This is a genomic window from Proteiniphilum acetatigenes DSM 18083 (assembly GCF_000380985.1).
GTDB classification, from domain to species: Bacteria; Bacteroidota; Bacteroidia; order Bacteroidales; family Dysgonomonadaceae; genus Proteiniphilum; species Proteiniphilum acetatigenes.
The window spans coordinates 377,203-394,208 of sequence record NZ_KB905696.1 but is presented as its reverse complement, the minus strand read 5'-3'; the positions used below and the strand labels follow the sequence as shown (position 1 = coordinate 394,208).

Below are 17,006 nucleotides of genomic sequence, written 5' to 3'. Positions count from 1 at the left end.
TTTTTGTAAAAACAAAAGAATATGAAATATCTTACATTAACCCCAAATATCGGAGTAGAGAGTGTAGACGAAACAGTGAAGTTCTACACTGAAATATTGGGTTTCAACCTGGTTATGAGTGTCCCTTCCCCGAAAGGAAATCTGCAATGGGCAATGGTAGCTAATGGCGGAGCAACGGTGATGTTTCAGGAAACCGGCAGCCTGACCGGAGAATATCCGCAGATAACTGAACGCCCCGTGTTGGGTGCAATCACCTTCTACATTAAGATGAAAAATATGCACGTTCTTTACGAACAGCTTCGTGGGACGGAACATATCGCCAAGGAAATGAATAAAACATTCTATGGCGCGGATGAATTTGCCCTCTTTGACAATAACGGACATATCCTGACGATAACGGAAGACACGATAGAACCAACCACAATAAAGAACTATGACAATCTTTTCCTTCCGGCGAACGACTATCAGGAAAGTATCCGTTTCTATTCGGAGGTATTGGGATTGGACAAGAAGTTCGAATTTGCGGAACAGGGAATGGTTGCCTTCAAAGTAGGTGATGAAGAGCCGGCAATTATCCTGAAAGACAGAACCAAAATGCCGGACACTCAACCGGCTATCTGGATCGAGGTCGAAGATGCAAAAGCAATCTATAAAAAGTTAAAGGACAAAGGCGTTGTATTCTGTTCCGAACCTTTCCGTATACGTACAGGATGGGTGGTCGAATTTACCGACCCTTCGGGGAACAGATTAGGATTCACCGACTATAAATCAGAATAGCATTATGAAACGAGCATGAATTGCTTTGCAATCGACGTAGTCAATAATGAAATAGAAAATAAATAGTTTTAGTCATATGAAAATTAATGATTTATCAATTACATTCCATACCGATAAAATAAAGAAATGTGTAGATTTCTACAGCAAGTATTTTAGGGCAACAGTTGCTTTCGATGCCGACTGGTATGTAATGATCCGTCTTCAGAGCGATAGTACTACCCCGATATACCTGTCATTCGAGGACAATCCGTACAAAATGTCCCGAAGTAATTTTGCCGGAGGCATTATGCTTAATCTGAAAGTGGATGACGTGGATACCTGTTACGAACAACTTCGGCAGACAGATGTCCGTTTTACAGAAGAGGTTACCGACCATGAATGGGGCGACCGTGCTTTCAGCCTCTACGACCCTATCGGAAATCTGGTATATATCTATTCCGAACGCCCGTTACATGAAAAATATAAAGATGCGGTAAAGGAATAAGACAGGGAATAATCCCTGCTCCCGGTGTGGAGGTACGATCGTAAAAGAAGCATATTTATACGGATCAGTTTACTACTGCCTCGAATGCCAAAGAATTGAAGAATAAACATTACATTTGTAATAATATCAAAGAATATAATTCCTCAAATACAATCTTTATACAATAGTAAGAAGTCATATAGTATAATAAAATGTTCTTTACTGCAGTCCGTTCAAATATTTAGTATTCTTTATTTGTAAATAGCTTATGATATACTTTGAGAAAGTTTATATGTCATATTAAATCCTAATATAATAATTCGATGAAAAGAGCCGGAATAATATTAGTAATAATGGGATTAACCATCGATTGCTTTGCGAGACGACCAATAGAAATACCTGAATTGAAGAAAATATTTGACAAATACAAAGTTGATGGATCCATCCTTATTTATAACCAAAATGAAAACAGATATACCGGATATAATCTGGAAAGATGCAACGTCCCATTTTGTCCAGCCTCCACTTTTAAAATCCCAAATACTTTAATCGCTCTCGAAACAGGCATTATAACACTTGATTCCGTTTTTTTATGGAATGGAGAAAGGAGAACTTTTCCATCATGGGAAAAGGATATGAATATTGAAGAAGCATTTAAAGCATCAGTAGTCCCTATTTACCAGGAAATAGCACGAAGAATAGGTGTGGCTAAAATGAAATATTATACCCAACTTTTTAATTACGGCAATTTGGATATAAACGAGGATAATATCGATAAATTCTGGTTGGAGGGAAAATCTTGTATAACTCAATATCAGCAAATTTACTTTTTGCATAAACTATACAACCTGCGGTTACCGATCAGTGAAAATGCAATGATTTTAACAAAACAACTAATGCTGCACGAAGCAAAAAACAATTATAAAATTAGTGGCAAAACGGGTTGGGCCGTTAGACAACAAGAGAACATAACATGGTTCGTGGGTTTTGTCGAAACAAATGAAAACGTATATTTTTTTGCCACGAATGTTGCATCCAACGAAAACACTGATTTGAAATCATTCAGTACGACAAGAATCGAATTAACAAAAGCTATTTTGCAGGAATTAAACATTGTAACAAAATAACAGAGTTACACCAGATTAACGCACTACGATATGTGGGTCCCGAACCTTACACTGAGATATCTTGAAAAATATCATCGGAAATGCACATTACAATAAAATTGGCAGGATTGGACAACGTTTATCATATTGAATTGCATATCTTTGCTTTAAATAACAAAGAAGTATGCGTAATACCACTGAGAATATATATAATCAAAAGGTAAATCAAGTGATTGATTATATCAGCGCAAACTTGCATACTCCTCTGCAATTGAATTTAATAGCCGACAAGATTAATGTCTCCCAAAGACAATTGGTTCGCATCATGCGATCTGCATTAAATGAATCATTACATTCCTACATAGCAAGACAACGTATAGAACGGGCTGTTCTATTTATGCAGATTGAAGAAATGACGCTAAAAGAATTGTCTGCTATGGTTGGATATGATAATCCTCAATCTTTTTCTAAAGCTTTCAGGAAACAGATGGGAATATCACCCAAAACTTACATAAAGTCACTGCAATCACGATTAGAAAGCTATGTACAAAGCAGCGGTAACAATAACAACCTGCAATCCAAAATAATCAATTTTGAAGGATTGGAATTAGTCTATATCCGCATATTTGGTAAATATGGCGAAGAAGAGCCCTATGAAATGGCATGGAATAAGTTAATAGAGTTTCTAAAGGAAAATCAGGCATTGACTCCTGACACACGCTTTGTCGGCTTAAGTTTTGATGATCCTAACGTGACCGATCCAAATCAATGCCGCTTCTATGCCTGCGCATCAGTAGAAAAAAAGATCATGCCTACAGGAGAGTTTGGGACAATCCTGTTACGAAAAGGTAAATATGCCGTTTACAGGTTAACAGGCAGTTATTCAGGATTACAAGAGTTATATAATAATATCAGCGTTAATTTTGAATATACCATACGTTATGGAATGACATTCGAAGAATATATCACTTGTTCAACAGAAAACAGCAAGGAACAGATAACGAAAGTTTATATACCAATAAAATAGAAAATCATGGAAAATAATTACATCACTCTTACAAAGGAAAATATTGATAGAGAGCATATTTGCTGTGCATTTTCTGATAAAAAATGCAGGGAAGGCTATGAACATAAAAAGGCATGGCTGAAGAAGGAGTTCGACAACGGATATATTTTCAGGCGACTGGATGTACACGCAAAAGTCTTCATAGAGTATGTTCCCGCTGAAAAAGCATGGATTCCGGTCAGTGCACCTAACTACCTGATGATAAACTGTTTTTGGGTATCGGGACAATATAAGGGCAAAGGCCACGCCAAAGAACTGCTTCATTCTGCTATTTCCGATGCAAGATCACAAGGTAAAAACGGGTTAGTTACCGTTGTCGGGACAAAGAAATTTCACTTTATGAGCGACACTAAATGGCTGTTGGGACAAGGGTTCGAGGAAGTGGAAAGATTACCAAATGGTTTTTCACTTTTGACATTGAAGATAAATGCAGCAGCACATAATCCCTGTTTTAAAGAATGTGTCAAAAGTGGAGTATGTCCGGAGAACAATGGTTTGGTGGTTTATTATACCAACCGATGCCCTTTTACAGAATTTCATGTACACAATTCCTTAGTGGATGTCGCCGCAGAAAAAGGATTGCCTTTGAAAATAATAAAATTAGAAACATTAGAACAAGCACAAACATCCCCTACTCCTGCAACAATATTCTCATTGTTCTACAATGGAAAATTTATCACTACAGATCTTAGTGTATGTATTGCCGGACGTTTTGATAAGATAGTATCAGGGAAATAAAACCTGACCCAGTATAATTTTTAAATATTTGCTGAACATTTTATTAAAAACCTACTAACTTAAAACAACATTACATTATTCAAGTTTGTCTGGTTTACATTCGTGGCATATTTTTATTGCAAGATATAAAGTTTTCAAGATAGGGACAAATTTATTTCTTATCCCGCAGGATTTCCTGTAACATCGCTACTTTCTCCTGCTCTGACTTTAGCAAACGTTCGTAGAGCTCAGCCACCTTGTCTATCGGATTGAAAGAGGGGTGATAGTTTTGTGCAACGGAGTTATCATTCCATGTCCCGGAAAAGATGTTTATAGAACTATCATTGTCAACTTCGGTAATCGCTTCCACGGGAATATCGAGCGCCTTCGCAATCTTTTCCAGGATTTCCTGTTCCAGTTTGTCTTTTTTCTCATACCCTGAATCTGTATCACATACTATCAGCACAAAAAATATAGGGATAAGGTGATAGAGATAGTATCTGGTACAGATGTTCTGACTTGCATATTTGATGAAAACGACGTTTACATCAGTGCATCGCTGTTTCCGGATGACAGGGACAACATGAAACCTTACATCGATTATTGCAATAAGGCATATGAATATAGCTACCTGGTGGGAGGGTGGCTGATTGAAAACCATTGCTTACATATCAAATCCGGCGAAGACGGTTATTTCTTTGCCTTACTGCCGTTACCGCCGCTCAGAAATATAAAAACTGTTTATTAGGCTCCGCAAGGGCCCCGCCTACCGGATCACTTTTCATACTTCATTCAACCCTGCATCATATAGTGAAGATTGAAAGGTTTTCCGATACTGGGCGGGTGTCACCTCAAAGAAATTAAGGAACTGCCGGCGCAGGTTTTCGCTTGTTTTCAGTCCACAGTGATAAGCAATCTCATCGAGAGACAATTGTGTTTCGATCAGATGCCGGCCGGCATTTTCCACCCGTAGTTTATTAATGAATTTTGCAGGGGTAATCCGCAATACCCGTACAAAAACACGGGCAAAGTTACGTGGACTCATCGCGGCCTGTTCTGCCAGGTCTTCGACCGTGATATCTTCCCGTAAATGGTCCAATATCCACTCGCATACTTTCCGCATGGTAGGGTGTCCTATCTTTTTACAATCCAGATATGTGTTGAACTGGGATTGATTTCCGGGACGTTTCAGATATAGAACCAACCATCGGGCCACATTTAAAGCGAAAGACTGTCCGAGGTCTTCCTCTATCAATGCCAGTGCCAGATCCATACCCGAAGTAATTCCTGCGGCAGTGTAGATATTCCCGTCTTTAATAAAAATACGGGCTATTTGCACATCCACCGCAGGAAAGGCTTGTGCCAGTTCCTCGTTTTTCGACCAGTGGGCCGTTGCTTTCCTGCCGTCAAGCAGGCCCGCTTCGGCAAGGACGAAAGCGCCGGAACATACCGAACATATCCGGCGAATACTCCCGGATTGGCTTCTCAGCCATTCCAACATCTCCCTTTTCCGGTCAGGATCGATATGACGTGCCAGCCCTGTTACAAGAATCGTATCAATAGGATAATCTATTTCAGTATAAGAACCTTCACTCAATACCGCTAAACCGGATGATGTATTTATCTGTTTTCCTTTATCCATCGATACTACATGCGTCTGATAAATGAAACCCTCATTGCCCCGCACCGGGCCGAGCTGTTCTATTGCCCTGGTAAACACCTCTAACGGACCGACTGTAGTCAGTAAAGTAATATTTGGCGGAACCAGGAATACGATATGTTTTATTGTTGATTGTTTATCCATATATCATCTGTTCTAATGGGTAGAAACCATACCCTCTCCGGCATCTCCGGATTTCGTTTCTTAGAAATTCAAGTTTCGCATGTAATTTCGAAATGTATGCAACTAAAGCGGAGACATTTAGATGATTTGTGGGGGCCCTTTGCTCGAGATGAGCGTAAAAAAGAGTAGCTGTTTGAGCGAAGCGAGTTCTACTCTTTTAGTGAACGAGAGCTATAATGGGTCACAAAACATCGTCAGACGGATGCTTTAGTTGTAATCATAAGACTTTCGAAACTTCAGTTAGAAACTGTTTTGAATTTTACGAAAATATGATTTCGCTTCTTAAAAGTAGATATTATTTCCTTGTAAGCTGTCTTTTTTGGCAGGAATTGCATATTTTTTGTCATTTCAGACAACAATATTATAATGTACCTTTGTAGCATAGAAAAAATATTTTATCACTCAAAAAACAATTTATTATGAATGCAATTAAAGTAGGTATTAACGGTTTCGGACGCATCGGGCGTTTGGTATTTCGTGCTGCCCAGAGCAGAAATGATATACAGATAGTAGGGATCAACGATTTGATAGAGGTTGAATACATAGCTTATATGCTCAAATATGACAGTATTCATGGTCAATTTGACGGAGTTATTGAAATTAAAGACGGCAAGTTAATTGTAAACGGTAATACGATAAGGGTTACGTCGGAAAAAGATCCGGCGAATCTGAAGTGGAATGAGGTAGAAGCCGAATATATAGTAGAATCTACAGGATTGTTTCTTACAAAAGAAAAAGCACAAGGACATATTGCCGCAGGTGCTAAATACGTGGTTATGTCAGGTCCGTCTAAGGACGATACACCGATGTTTGTTCCGGGAGTAAATGACGACAAATATGTTAAAGGGACGCAATTCATTTCAAACGCCTCTTGCACAACTAACTGTCTGGCACTGGTAGCAAAAGTACTGAATGATAAGTTTGGCATAGAAGAGGCTTTGATGAGTACCATACATTCCACAACAGCCTCTCAAAAAACGGTAGATGGCCCGTCGATGAAAGACTGGCGGGGAGGGCGCGCTGCTGCGGGTAATATCATTCCCTCAACCACAGGTGCCGCAAAAGCAGTAGGGAAAGTTATACCGGAACTGAACGGAAAACTTACGGGAATGTCGTTTCGCGTTCCGACCCTTGATGTTTCTGTTGTAGACCTGACAGCCCGTTTATCTACACCAACGACTTATAACGAAATCTGCAAAGCCATGAAAGAGGCTTCGGAAGGTTCTTTAAAAGGCTATCTGGCATATACAGACGATGAAGTAGTGTCATCTGATATAATCGGCAATTCGAACACAGCTATTTTCGATGAAAAGGCCGGGATTATGCTAAGCCCTACTTTCGTTAAAATAGTTGCCTGGTACGACAATGAATGGGGTTTCGCCTCTAAACTGCCCGATTCTATTGCAATCATGAAAAAAGTGAACGGATAGGGATAAAGAAGTCTATTATAAAGAAAGCGAAAGGATTAAAGAAACTACAACATAATATAAATTACGCAGAAGGTTCTTACTCAATTACAAAAAGTAAGAAAAGAGAGTATTATGAGTTGGAAGCCATAAATACGAATGGAGAGGACGGAAAGTGGAAAGGCAAATTAATTCAGGATTGTGTGAAAGGCTGTTGTTGCTTAATCACCGAAATCAAGGCATATAAAATCACACATGCTGATATCGAATAAATTATGTCTTTTATAGACGCTGATTCAGAAAAAATTTTTACATATGCAAAATTGCTTCTAACAAGAGTTGCCTAAACGGGATTTGTCAGAGATAATCCAATAGGATGATGGAATTGCTTTGGAAATATTCTGTTTGTACTACTTTTAATCTAAAAAGGAAGAATTCACATGTTATATACGCAAACAATAAACAGGGTGAATAAGTTTAGATCGGATACATTTCTTGTAAAACTTGTAACCATATTATAATATCCATGTCATATCATATTGTAACAGGCTTCGAAAAGTATTTTTAATTTGATAAGTAATCATAGTATCCGTAATTATAAATTTAGAGATCAATCAATGAAAAGAATAATTTTAATTTTATGTATAGTTACACCATTTAGCTATCGGGTTCATGGTCAGGAACAGAAAAATGAAGAACAAAGTATCACCAACACTGACAAAATATTTTGCATATCCAAATTTTGGTCTGATGTAAAATATAATTTTGTTTATTATGATAAACTAAAATTTGATTTCGACAGCCTTTATCATGCATCTTTGGAATATATATTAAATACCGAAAATGAAATTGACTATTATCGTGAGCTTATGCGTTTCGCTGCAACACTTAATGATGGACATACGGAAATAATCCCTCCTTTGCAGGTTTACAGTAAATATTGGGCGACGATTCCTTTAAGGACAAAGATTATCGAGGATCGGATATTTGTACGTGATGTAAAAAATGATACGCTTATAACCAAAGGAATTACAAAAGGAACTGAAATATTGAAAATAAACGGAATGGATGTCCACCAATATGTCCAAAGGTATATAATACCATATATATCGTCATCAACCGAACGTTATAAAAAAGTTGTTGCATACAACAGTGAATTGACTAAAGGTGACATTAATGAGCCGGTTATAATTACTTTTCGGGATCAAGAAGGACAAATATTTGAAGAAATAATTAGTCGACAAATGACAGAAAAAGAAGATTGGCTTACCAAATATAAAGGATCTTCGTTTGAAGACATGCTCAATCATCCAAAATTTAGGAGTATACAGGCTCTTATCGATTGGGATTTAAGTACCCCTTATCATTTCAAGAAATTAAATGATAATATCGGGTATCTACAAATAACCCACTTTATGGGAAATACTAAGGATTTTGACCATCTTTATGGACAAATAAAAGAGACGAATGCGCTTATTATAGATTTAAGAGGTAATCTGGGAGGAAATTCCGATATAGTTGATCATATCTTAAAACATTTTACCGATAAGCAATATAAATCTTTCAGATGGATTAGCCGCAAACATATTCCGGTTCATGTCTCGTGGGGAATACAGTCCGAATGGATTGAAAGTAATACTAATCCCATTCAACCATTTACTAAAGAGGATAATAAGGAAATATATATGAAACCAGTCGTTGTGTTAACTGACGAAAGGACAATATCCTCTGCTGAGGATTTTTGTGTAGGCTTTCGCAGCATGAAACGCGGCAAGATAATAGGCGGAAAAACAGCAGGTAGCTCGGGTAATCCATTACAACTTAAAATGCCCGATGACTCTTTTGCATGGATATGTACGTTAAAAGTAACCATGCCTGATGGAACCGACTATATTAGTGTCGGGGTATTACCCGATATTGAAGTAAAAGAAACTATTGAAGCTTTTCTCGCAGGTAATGATCTGGTCTTGGAAGAAGGTTTAGCGATTATAGTGAAAAAATTCTAATTCTCCAGATGGCTGTCACGTTCGAGTCGATACAGGTATGCAATACAACCCATCTAAACATAAAAACAACCCATTGAGAAATCAATGAGTTGCTTTTAATTGAGGGCGGTATGGACGGGACTCGAACCCGCGACCCCCTGCGTGACAGGCAGGTATTCTAACCAACTGAACTACCACACCTTTTTTGGTCGCTATTGAAGACCTTCACCACTGTGAACAGTATCATTTCGATAGCGAGTGCAAAGGTAAGGATATTTTCAGAATTACAAAACTTTTGAGGGGATTTTTTCTGCCAAAAATTCACTTTTTTACACTCGCTATTAAAAATGGAGCCGTCTTTCACAAAAACAATCTATTTTATACCAAAACAATCCCGCAGAGAGGTCGTGGGTTACTTCAACCACTCATCAAACCAGCGGAAGAATTCGCGCTGAAACAGGACTCCGTTCTGAGGCTTGCTGATCCAATGATTCTCGTCGGGGAAGATAAGCATACGCGACGGAATACCTCTCAATTGGGCGGCATTGAACGCCATCATTCCTTGCGATGCCAGAATACGATAGTCATATTCACCATGGGTAATCATGATCGGTGTATCCCATCTATCTATGAACTTATGGGGAGAATTGGCATATGTCCGTTGTGCAATGGCATTTGACTTATCCCAGAACGGGCCTCCCATATCCCAGTTGGCAAAGAACATCTCTTCCGTCTCCAGATATTGCGCTTCCAGATTGAAGATACCTGCATGCGACAAAAACGCTTTAAATCGCCCGTCGTGATTTCCGGCAAGCCAGTAAGTAGAGAAACCGCCGTAGCTGGCTCCGGTACAACCAAGCCGGTTCTCATCTACAAAAGGTTCTTTCGACACAGCATCGATGGCTGCGAGATAATCCTTCATATTCTGTCCACCGTAATCACCACTGATCTGTTCGAGCCATTCCTGTCCGAATCCGGGTAAGCCGCGGCGATTAGGCGCTACCACGATATAACCATTGGCTGCCATCATCTGGAGATTCCAGCGATACGACCAGAACTGGCTTACCATACTCTGTGGCCCTCCCTGACAATACAACAAAGCCGGATAGCTCTTTTTAGGATCGAAATCGGGTGGATAGACTACCCATGTGAGCATCTCCTTACCATCGGTAGTGGTGATCCAGCGCTCTTCCACCTCTCCCATCCGTAGCCGGTCGAGTATCTCTTTATTTTCAAACGATATTTCGGTAGCCTGCCCCGACGCAATATCCACACTGTAGATCTCCGCCGGTTGCGACATGGACTGCCGTTTCGCGATCAGTTTGCCATTTCCCAGGGCAACAGAGGTATAGTCGTATTTTCCCTGAGTAATAGGAGTGATCTCTTTGGTAACGATATCTGCTGTATGCAGCTGAGTGGTTCCTTTTACGGACGACACCATATAAATAGTACGGTTGTCACTGCTCCAGACAAAATCATCGGTATTGTAATCGAACTGTTCCGTTACATAGGTCTTTTCGCCTGTGGCCAGATCCGTTACGAACAACCGGTTCTTATCAGCTTCATATCCGTCGCGTTCCATACTCTGCCAGGCAAGATATTTCCCATCGGGCGAGAACTGCGGATTCACGTCGTACCCCATCATCCCTTCAGTCATATTTTGAGTCTGACCGCTTTCCACATCGTAAAAATAGATATCGGAATTAGTAGAAAGAGTGTACTCTTTTCCTGTCTTTTTGCGGGATGTGTAGGCTATAGTTTTGCCGTCGGGGCTCCAGGCAAGTTGCTCTATACCCCCAAACGGTGCCATCGGCGCTTCATAGGGCTCTCCTTCCAAAAGATCTTTTATATTTGATAACTTATTACCTGAAAGATCAGCCACAAAGGGATGGGGCACGCTTTCCACCCACTTGTCCCAATGCTTGTACATCAGATCATCTACTATCCTACCCGATGCATCCGGCAGGTCGGGATATTTTTCGGCTGCCGTCTCCACCGTTTTCACACTTTTGATGAACAGCACTTTCTTCCCGTCAGGAGAATATTTAAATCCATCGATTCCTCCTTCTACGTTGGATATCTGCTTCATCCCTCCCCCATCAGGATTAATAGTCCATATCTGCGAAGAACCGGTTTCATTGCTAAGGAAGACTATCTTTTTACCATCTGCGATCCATTGCGGGTTATTTTCCTGCGTATTGGTGATGGTGAGTTGTTTCTTCTCCGAGCCGTCGCTTTTCATGATAAACAACTCCGAGTTGGTTTTATTCTGGGGAATACTCACATAAGTCACCTGATAGAGGATATGCGATTTGTCGGGCGAGACCTCCACACTCCCTACCCTGCCAAAACTGTAAAGGATTTCAGGCGTCATGATACCGTCCTTTATAGTGGGTTTTGCTTTGCCTATCGTCTCGGTCAGCTCTTTATTTCCTTTTTTACCCGTCTCTTTGGAAGCCGGCGTCTGGGAAGCTTCGTTGCAGGCCAGCATGCTCCCGGTAATAATAATTGCCATAAATAGTGATTTACTCTTCATACGGTTTGGATCGATATACTTGATGGTTATACTTATGATTTTTATTGATCGACTATCTGTCCGTCTATCATATGGATGGTTCTGTCGGTGATCGATGCCAGCTGCTCATCATGCGTCACAATGATAAAGGTCTGGTTAAGCTTGTCCCGCAGTTCGAAAAAAAGCTTGTGAAGCTCCTCCTTATTATCGGAGTCGAGGCTACCGGAAGGCTCATCGGCAAACACTACAAGGGGATCGTTTATCAATGCACGGGCTACTGCGACACGTTGTTTTTCACCGCCGGATAATTCCGCCGGCTTATGGGTGATACGTTCTGAAAGTCCCATCATACACAGCAGATCCTTTGCTCTCGCTTCTGCTTCGACATGTTTCGCATGCCCTATCAGCGCCGGGATCATCACATTTTCGAGGGCGGTAAACTCAGGCAGCAACTGGTGAAACTGAAAAACAAATCCGATATTCCTGTTCCGGAAATCAGACAATTTTTTTTCACTCAGTGAACTTAATTCGTGATTATCGATATAAATCCTGCCTGAATCGGCTTTCTCCAAAGTCCCCATGATCATAAGCAGGGTAGTCTTACCCGCGCCACTCGGCCCCACGATAGATACTATCTCTCCTTTCCGCACCTCCAGATCGATCCCTTTCAGTACCTGAAGCGGGCCGAAGCTCTTATAAATTTTTTCTGCTTTTATCATCTGATCCGTTTACCACAACATAATCAATCTGCGAAGATAAGAAAAATGCATAACTATTTAAAAGAATCAGCGTGGTTTTCAGCAGAAAATCATGTACTTTTGTGAGGAGCAAATGTAGATTTCACAGCAGATGGACGAATTAAGTAGAATGAGGCATGAATACCTAGCAGGAAGCCTTAACGAAACAGAGATGGCACCGAATCCTTTCGATGAATTCAAGGTATGGCTGGAAACAGCCATTGCCTCCGGTTTGTCGGAACCCAACGCCATGACCGTAGCTTCAGCCACTCCCGACGGAAGGCCTTCAGCGCGTGTGGTACTTTTAAAAGAGCTGAATGAGAAAGGATTTGTATTTTACACCAACTATATGAGCCGGAAAGGACAGGAGTTACTTGCTAATCCTTTTACTGCGGCCGTTTTCGACTGGCATGAGATCGAACGGCAGGTAAGGATCGAAGGTATTGCCGAGAAGGTGGAGGACGAAGAATCGGATGCCTATTTCAACGTACGGCCCAATGATGCCAAGATAGGGGCATGGGCATCACCCCAAAGCAGGATAGTAAGGGGACGCGAAGAACTGGAAGAGCTGGAGAAGAGGTATGCAAATCAATTCTCCGGCAGTGAAATACCACGACCTCCTCATTGGGGCGGTTTTCTGATTCGACCGACAATGATCGAATTCTGGCAGGGACGCCCCAACCGAATGCACGACCGCATGGCGTATTATAAAGGAGACAAAGGCTGGAATATGCAACGATTAGCTCCCTGAAATCCTGAATTATGAAAGAATTCTATTTAACTCACTCCGGGTTAACTACGGAAATACAAAAAGAGGAATGATTAGCTTTTAACGTCAATCACCTTATTCTTTGGTATGGTAGCTACAAACTCTTTCAGGTAAAAAGGTTCAAAATAGGCTACATCCACAAACGTTTTATCGGCAAAGGCCTTTTCGGCCAGAGACACCATTGCCGAAGCCAGCGGATGAACATCATCAAAGAACAGCGCATTGGGATGAGTGATGACGGTACGGCACTTCTCGGCACCGTTCCCGAAAAAGATGATCTTCTGTTTCTCAAGAAGGTCGCTGTAACTGTCCTCTTTCACTATGTCGGCCGATGTTGCACGGATCATATTCAGCGACCGGTCGAAAAAGGTGGCATAGACTTCCATCCGCCGGGCATCTATCATCGGGCAAAGCAGCGTATCTTCATCTGCTTTCTCTTTCATCATCGAAGCCATGATACGGGCCGTGGGAATGGCGATCATCGGAATATCCAGACCGTAACTCAACCCCTTGGCTTCCGACACACCGATACGCAATCCGGTATAAGAGCCGGGACCGCTACTCACAGCGATAGCGTCCAGGTGGATATCCTGTTCTCTGGCATACTCCATTATCTCATGGACAAACAGACCTACCAGGCTTGCATGCGACCGGCCTTCATAATTCTCTTTATTTATCAGGATCACCCCATCACGCGAAAGCGCACAGGAACATACGGGAGTGGATGTTTCAATTGTAAGCAGCGTACACATAAGAGGAATAAGGGCAAAATAGTTTAACGGCGTAAAGATAACAAATTTTCTCCCGGCAGAACCGAAAGGGCATAAAAAAACTGCATCGGTTGTGATGCAGTTTCTCTAAATCTAATAAAAGATCAATACCTGTTCCTGTCGCGGTTTCCGTAACCACCTCCACGGTTGTTATTATACCTCGGACGATCTCCCTCAGCACGAGGGCGAGCTTCAGAAACGGACAATGTACGTCCGTCGTATTCAGCATCGTTGAGTTCTTCAATGGCGCGTTGTCCATCACCTTCGTTGGACATTTCTACGAAACCATAGCCTTTTGAACGGCGGGTTTCACGATCAGTAATAATCTTGGCAGAAGAAACGTCTCCGTATTCTTCAAACAGTTCTTTTAAATCGGCATCAGTAATCTGATAACTTAAGCCAGCTACAAAAATGTTCATGTAAAAAAAATAAAAATAAAAAAATAAATAAATTGTGCAGAAGTCCTTTCAATTAAAGAGGAGTTAGGAAATAACTTAACAATGAGTGAAGAAACTAAATAACGGCCCGCTAAAAAAATACTTATGCACAACAAAGATAGGGATAAATTAATTCCGACAAAACAAATCAGCAATAAATTTGCAAAAAAAATATCAAACACTATTTTAGTTATCAATACCACTTCTTCTGAGTAGGGCTTCCACACTGGGTTCCTGACCACGGAAACGAATAAAAAGCGTCATCGGATCTTCAGTGTTTCCTTTCTCTAAAATATTGATTCTGAATGAACGGGCAGTTTCCTTGTCAAAAATACCATTCTTCTTAAAAACGGAGAAAGCATCCGCATCCATCACTTCCGACCATTTATAACTATAATAACCAGCCGCATAACCTCCTGAGAATATATGACTGAATGAAGCAGACATACATGTTTCGGGAACTACCGGCAGGAGTTGTACACGTGCCATGGCATCCTGTTCAAATGCACGGACATCTCCTTCAAACGGTGCTTCCAAAGAATGCCACGCCATATCGAGGTATCCGAATGAGAGTTGACGCAAGGTAGCATAACCGGCGTTATAGTTGGACGCATCCACTATTTTCTGCAACAGCTCTTCAGGCATCTTTTCACCTGTTTGGTAGTGGAAAGCGAACTTGTCGAGATATTCCTTCTGTACCAACCAGTTTTCCATGATATGCGAGGGTAGTTCTACGAAATCGCGGTAAACACTGGTACCTGAAAGTGTTTCGTAAGTGCATTTCGACAGCATACCATGTAGCGCATGACCGAACTCATGCAGGAATGTCTTCACCTCGTCGAAAGTAAGCAACGCCGGTTTGGTCTCGGTTGGACGGGTGAAATTCATTACAATGGAAACATGGGGACGGCTATCTTTACCGTCTCTCATATATTGCTCTTTAAAAGAGGTCATCCATGCACCGGAACGCTTGCCATCGCGGGGATGGAAGTCAGTATATAAAACGGAAAGGAAATCGCCGTTTTCATCAAACACCTCATAGGCCTCCACCTCGGGATGATAGACCTGAATATCCCTGTTTCTCACAAATTGCAAACCGTAGAGATCCGCAGCCAGTCCGAAAATGCCCTTTTTCACATTTTCCAATTCGAAATAGGGACGCGTCATCTCGTCATTCAAATCAAAACGATTGTCTTTCAGTTTATCGGCATAATAGCTCCAGTCCCACGGTTGCAGGTCGAACGGTTTTCTTTCCATCTCTGAGGCAAACGACTTCGCATCTTCCAGTTCCTGGTGGGCTGTCGGCGTAAATGCCTCTGCCAGCCTGTCGAGCAATCCAAAAACTGCCGCCTCATTCTTCGCCATCCTGTTCTTCAATACATATTCAGAATAGGTATCATACCCCATCAGACGGGCGATCTCCAGACGGAGATTCACGATCTTCCGTATATTTTCCTGGTTGTCGAATTCTCCACCGGCTACACCTTTCGTGCTGTAAGCCATATAAAGTCTCTCACGAAGATCGCGGCGCGAGGAATATTTCATAAATCCCATATAGCTGGGCGCCGACAGATCAATCAGCCACCCTTCTTTTCCTTTCGACTTTGCTTTTGTGGCGGCAGCATCTATCAGACTCTCCGGCAATCCCGTCAGATCGGCCTTATCGGTAAGTACCATCTCAAAAGCATTGGTTTCCCGGAGGTTATTCTGCCCGAATGCAAGGCTAGTCTTGCTCAGTTCCATCGACAACTCGCGGTATTTCTCTTTTCCTTCGGGAGATAGTGTAGCACCACTGTTCTCAAAGTTCTCGTAGTATTTCTCGGTCAGCCGGATTTGCTCCGGAGTAAGTCCGGAAGTATGGCGTACGTCATACACCGCTTTCACCCGTTTAAAGAGTTCTTCATTCAGGCTGATATTGTTGGAATGTTGTGATAACTTCGGACTTAACCGTTGTGATATCTCCATCATCTCATCATTGCTCTCGGCGCTCAGCAGGTTGAAGAAGACACTGCTCACCCGGGTTAACATCTCACCGGAATATTCGATCGCTTCGATGGTGTTGCTAAAAGTAGGGTTCTGGGGATTAGCGACAATTGCATCAATCTCCGACTGATGCTCTTCTATCGCTTTTTCGAAAGCAGGTTCATAATGCTCTATTTTGATTAAATCGAACGGAGCCGTTCCATAAGGGGTAGCAAAAGGTTTAAGAAAAGGGTTCTCTTTTGCCGGGGTAGTCATCATTATCATTGCACAGCTGATTGTTAATAATATTTTCTTCATAAAATTCGTTACATTTGTAGAATAATAGGGTGCACCTCGGATAAGTTCAACAAGTTAGACTTATCTCTCGGCTTCTACTATATTTATAGAATGTAAGATGCGTCTCTGGCAAGTTCAAGCAAGATTGACTTGCCT

Annotated in this window: 15 protein-coding genes, 1 tRNA gene and 2 pseudogenes; 10 read left to right on the top strand and 8 right to left on the bottom strand. The window is 41.3% G+C overall.

Annotated features, from left to right (window positions below):
• The first annotated feature begins 21 nt into the window (after positions 1–21).
• From F597_RS22875 to F597_RS0110075, 6 genes and pseudogenes are all read left to right on the top strand, one after another.
• Positions 22–777, top strand: a complete 756-nt coding sequence (locus tag F597_RS22875; protein ID WP_019539618.1) for a VOC family protein — start codon at positions 22–24, stop codon at positions 775–777.
• A gap of 76 nt (positions 778–853) precedes the next feature.
• A complete protein-coding gene (locus F597_RS0110090) occupies positions 854–1,261 on the top strand; it encodes a VOC family protein (protein WP_019539617.1) in 408 nt (135 codons plus the stop codon).
• A pseudogene (locus tag F597_RS23035) lies at positions 1,260–1,367 on the top strand (endonuclease VIII); the annotation flags it as partial. The gene F597_RS0110090 and the pseudogene F597_RS23035, both read left to right, overlap by 2 nt.
• A gap of 196 nt (positions 1,368–1,563) precedes the next feature.
• Complete coding sequence (gene blaOXA / locus F597_RS0110085) at positions 1,564–2,367, top strand: class D beta-lactamase (RefSeq protein ID WP_019539616.1); 804 nt, start codon at positions 1,564–1,566, stop codon at positions 2,365–2,367.
• A gap of 163 nt (positions 2,368–2,530) precedes the next feature.
• Positions 2,531–3,373 (top strand): AraC family transcriptional regulator, encoded by an 843-nt coding sequence (locus F597_RS0110080; protein ID WP_019539615.1) that lies wholly within the window; start codon positions 2,531–2,533, stop codon positions 3,371–3,373.
• A gap of 6 nt (positions 3,374–3,379) precedes the next feature.
• Complete coding sequence (locus F597_RS0110075; RefSeq protein WP_019539614.1) at positions 3,380–4,150, top strand: GNAT family N-acetyltransferase; 771 nt, start codon at positions 3,380–3,382, stop codon at positions 4,148–4,150.
• Positions 4,151–4,301: 151 nt separating this feature from the next.
• On the opposite strand, the pseudogene F597_RS20525 reads toward F597_RS0110075, so the two are convergent.
• Positions 4,302–4,577 (bottom strand): annotated as a pseudogene (locus F597_RS20525) (helix-turn-helix domain-containing protein); the annotation flags it as partial.
• A 36-nt stretch (positions 4,578–4,613) separates the two neighbouring features.
• On the opposite strand from F597_RS20525, the gene F597_RS0110065 reads away from it, so the two are divergent.
• A complete protein-coding gene (locus F597_RS0110065; RefSeq protein ID WP_019539612.1) occupies positions 4,614–4,877 on the top strand; it encodes a hypothetical protein in 264 nt (87 codons plus the stop codon).
• Positions 4,878–4,910: 33 nt separating this feature from the next.
• Here the strand turns inward: F597_RS0110065 and F597_RS0110060 are convergent, their stop codons facing one another.
• Complete coding sequence (locus tag F597_RS0110060) at positions 4,911–5,933, bottom strand: GlxA family transcriptional regulator (RefSeq protein ID WP_019539611.1); 1,023 nt, start codon at positions 5,931–5,933, stop codon at positions 4,911–4,913.
• A 458-nt stretch (positions 5,934–6,391) separates the two neighbouring features.
• Between F597_RS0110060 and gap the strand changes: the two genes are divergently transcribed.
• Both gap and F597_RS0110045 read left to right on the top strand, forming a co-directional pair.
• Positions 6,392–7,402, top strand: a complete 1,011-nt coding sequence (gap, locus tag F597_RS0110055) for a type I glyceraldehyde-3-phosphate dehydrogenase (RefSeq protein ID WP_019539610.1) — start codon at positions 6,392–6,394, stop codon at positions 7,400–7,402.
• A 593-nt stretch (positions 7,403–7,995) separates the two neighbouring features.
• The gene (locus F597_RS0110045; protein WP_019539608.1) at positions 7,996–9,384 is read left to right on the top strand and encodes a S41 family peptidase; all 1,389 of its coding nucleotides are present in this window, start codon (positions 7,996–7,998) and stop codon (positions 9,382–9,384) included.
• Between the two features lie 106 nt (positions 9,385–9,490).
• Here the strand turns inward: F597_RS0110045 and F597_RS0110040 are convergent.
• The 3 genes from F597_RS0110040 to F597_RS0110030 all read right to left on the bottom strand — a co-directional run bounded on the left by F597_RS0110040 (position 9,491) and on the right by F597_RS0110030 (position 12,597).
• Positions 9,491–9,564: transfer RNA gene (locus tag F597_RS0110040), tRNA-Asp, on the bottom strand.
• A gap of 211 nt (positions 9,565–9,775) precedes the next feature.
• Complete coding sequence (dpp5, locus tag F597_RS0110035) at positions 9,776–11,899, bottom strand: dipeptidyl-peptidase Dpp5 (protein ID WP_026327349.1); 2,124 nt, start codon at positions 11,897–11,899, stop codon at positions 9,776–9,778.
• A 41-nt stretch (positions 11,900–11,940) separates the two neighbouring features.
• Positions 11,941–12,597, bottom strand: coding sequence for an ABC transporter ATP-binding protein (locus F597_RS0110030; protein ID WP_019539606.1), 657 nt, complete (start codon positions 12,595–12,597; stop codon positions 11,941–11,943).
• Positions 12,598–12,727: 130 nt separating this feature from the next.
• Here F597_RS0110030 and pdxH point away from each other — a divergent pair, with 130 nt between their 5' ends.
• Positions 12,728–13,366 (top strand): pyridoxamine 5'-phosphate oxidase, encoded by a 639-nt coding sequence (pdxH, locus tag F597_RS0110025; protein WP_026327348.1) that lies wholly within the window; start codon positions 12,728–12,730, stop codon positions 13,364–13,366.
• Positions 13,367–13,437: 71 nt separating this feature from the next.
• Here the strand turns inward: pdxH and tsaB are convergent, their stop codons facing one another.
• From tsaB to F597_RS0110010, 3 genes are all read right to left on the bottom strand, one after another.
• Positions 13,438–14,136 (bottom strand): tRNA (adenosine(37)-N6)-threonylcarbamoyltransferase complex dimerization subunit type 1 TsaB, encoded by a 699-nt coding sequence (tsaB, locus tag F597_RS0110020; protein ID WP_019539604.1) that lies wholly within the window; start codon positions 14,134–14,136, stop codon positions 13,438–13,440.
• Positions 14,137–14,258: 122 nt separating this feature from the next.
• The gene (locus F597_RS0110015) at positions 14,259–14,573 is read right to left on the bottom strand and encodes an RNA recognition motif domain-containing protein (RefSeq protein WP_019539603.1); all 315 of its coding nucleotides are present in this window, start codon (positions 14,571–14,573) and stop codon (positions 14,259–14,261) included.
• A 204-nt stretch (positions 14,574–14,777) separates the two neighbouring features.
• Positions 14,778–16,871 carry a M3 family metallopeptidase gene (locus tag F597_RS0110010; protein ID WP_044060179.1) on the bottom strand — a complete coding sequence of 698 codons (2,094 nt, stop codon included), beginning with the start codon at positions 16,869–16,871 and terminating at the stop codon, positions 14,778–14,780.
• Positions 16,872–17,006 lie beyond the last annotated feature (135 nt).

What these genes read in the sequence shown, in the direction of transcription:
- F597_RS22875 (WP_019539618.1), top strand. Translation starts at nt 22, where the DNA reads ATGAAATATCTTACATTAACCCCAAATATCGGAGTAGAGAGTGTAGAC.
- F597_RS0110090 (WP_019539617.1), top strand. Translation starts at nt 854, where the DNA reads ATGAAAATTAATGATTTATCAATTACATTCCATACCGATAAAATAAAG.
- blaOXA (WP_019539616.1), top strand. Translation starts at nt 1,564, where the DNA reads ATGAAAAGAGCCGGAATAATATTAGTAATAATGGGATTAACCATCGAT.
- F597_RS0110080 (WP_019539615.1), top strand. Translation starts at nt 2,531, where the DNA reads ATGCGTAATACCACTGAGAATATATATAATCAAAAGGTAAATCAAGTG.
- F597_RS0110075 (WP_019539614.1), top strand. Translation starts at nt 3,380, where the DNA reads ATGGAAAATAATTACATCACTCTTACAAAGGAAAATATTGATAGAGAG.
- F597_RS0110060 (WP_019539611.1), bottom strand. Translation starts at nt 5,933, where the DNA reads ATGGATAAACAATCAACAATAAAACATATCGTATTCCTGGTTCCGCCA.
- gap (WP_019539610.1), top strand. Translation starts at nt 6,392, where the DNA reads ATGAATGCAATTAAAGTAGGTATTAACGGTTTCGGACGCATCGGGCGT.
- F597_RS0110045 (WP_019539608.1), top strand. Translation starts at nt 7,996, where the DNA reads ATGAAAAGAATAATTTTAATTTTATGTATAGTTACACCATTTAGCTAT.
- dpp5 (WP_026327349.1), bottom strand. Translation starts at nt 11,899, where the DNA reads ATGAAGAGTAAATCACTATTTATGGCAATTATTATTACCGGGAGCATG.
- F597_RS0110030 (WP_019539606.1), bottom strand. Translation starts at nt 12,597, where the DNA reads ATGATAAAAGCAGAAAAAATTTATAAGAGCTTCGGCCCGCTTCAGGTA.
- pdxH (WP_026327348.1), top strand. Translation starts at nt 12,728, where the DNA reads ATGGACGAATTAAGTAGAATGAGGCATGAATACCTAGCAGGAAGCCTT.
- tsaB (WP_019539604.1), bottom strand. Translation starts at nt 14,136, where the DNA reads ATGTGTACGCTGCTTACAATTGAAACATCCACTCCCGTATGTTCCTGT.
- F597_RS0110015 (WP_019539603.1), bottom strand. Translation starts at nt 14,573, where the DNA reads ATGAACATTTTTGTAGCTGGCTTAAGTTATCAGATTACTGATGCCGAT.
- F597_RS0110010 (WP_044060179.1), bottom strand. Translation starts at nt 16,871, where the DNA reads ATGAAGAAAATATTATTAACAATCAGCTGTGCAATGATAATGATGACT.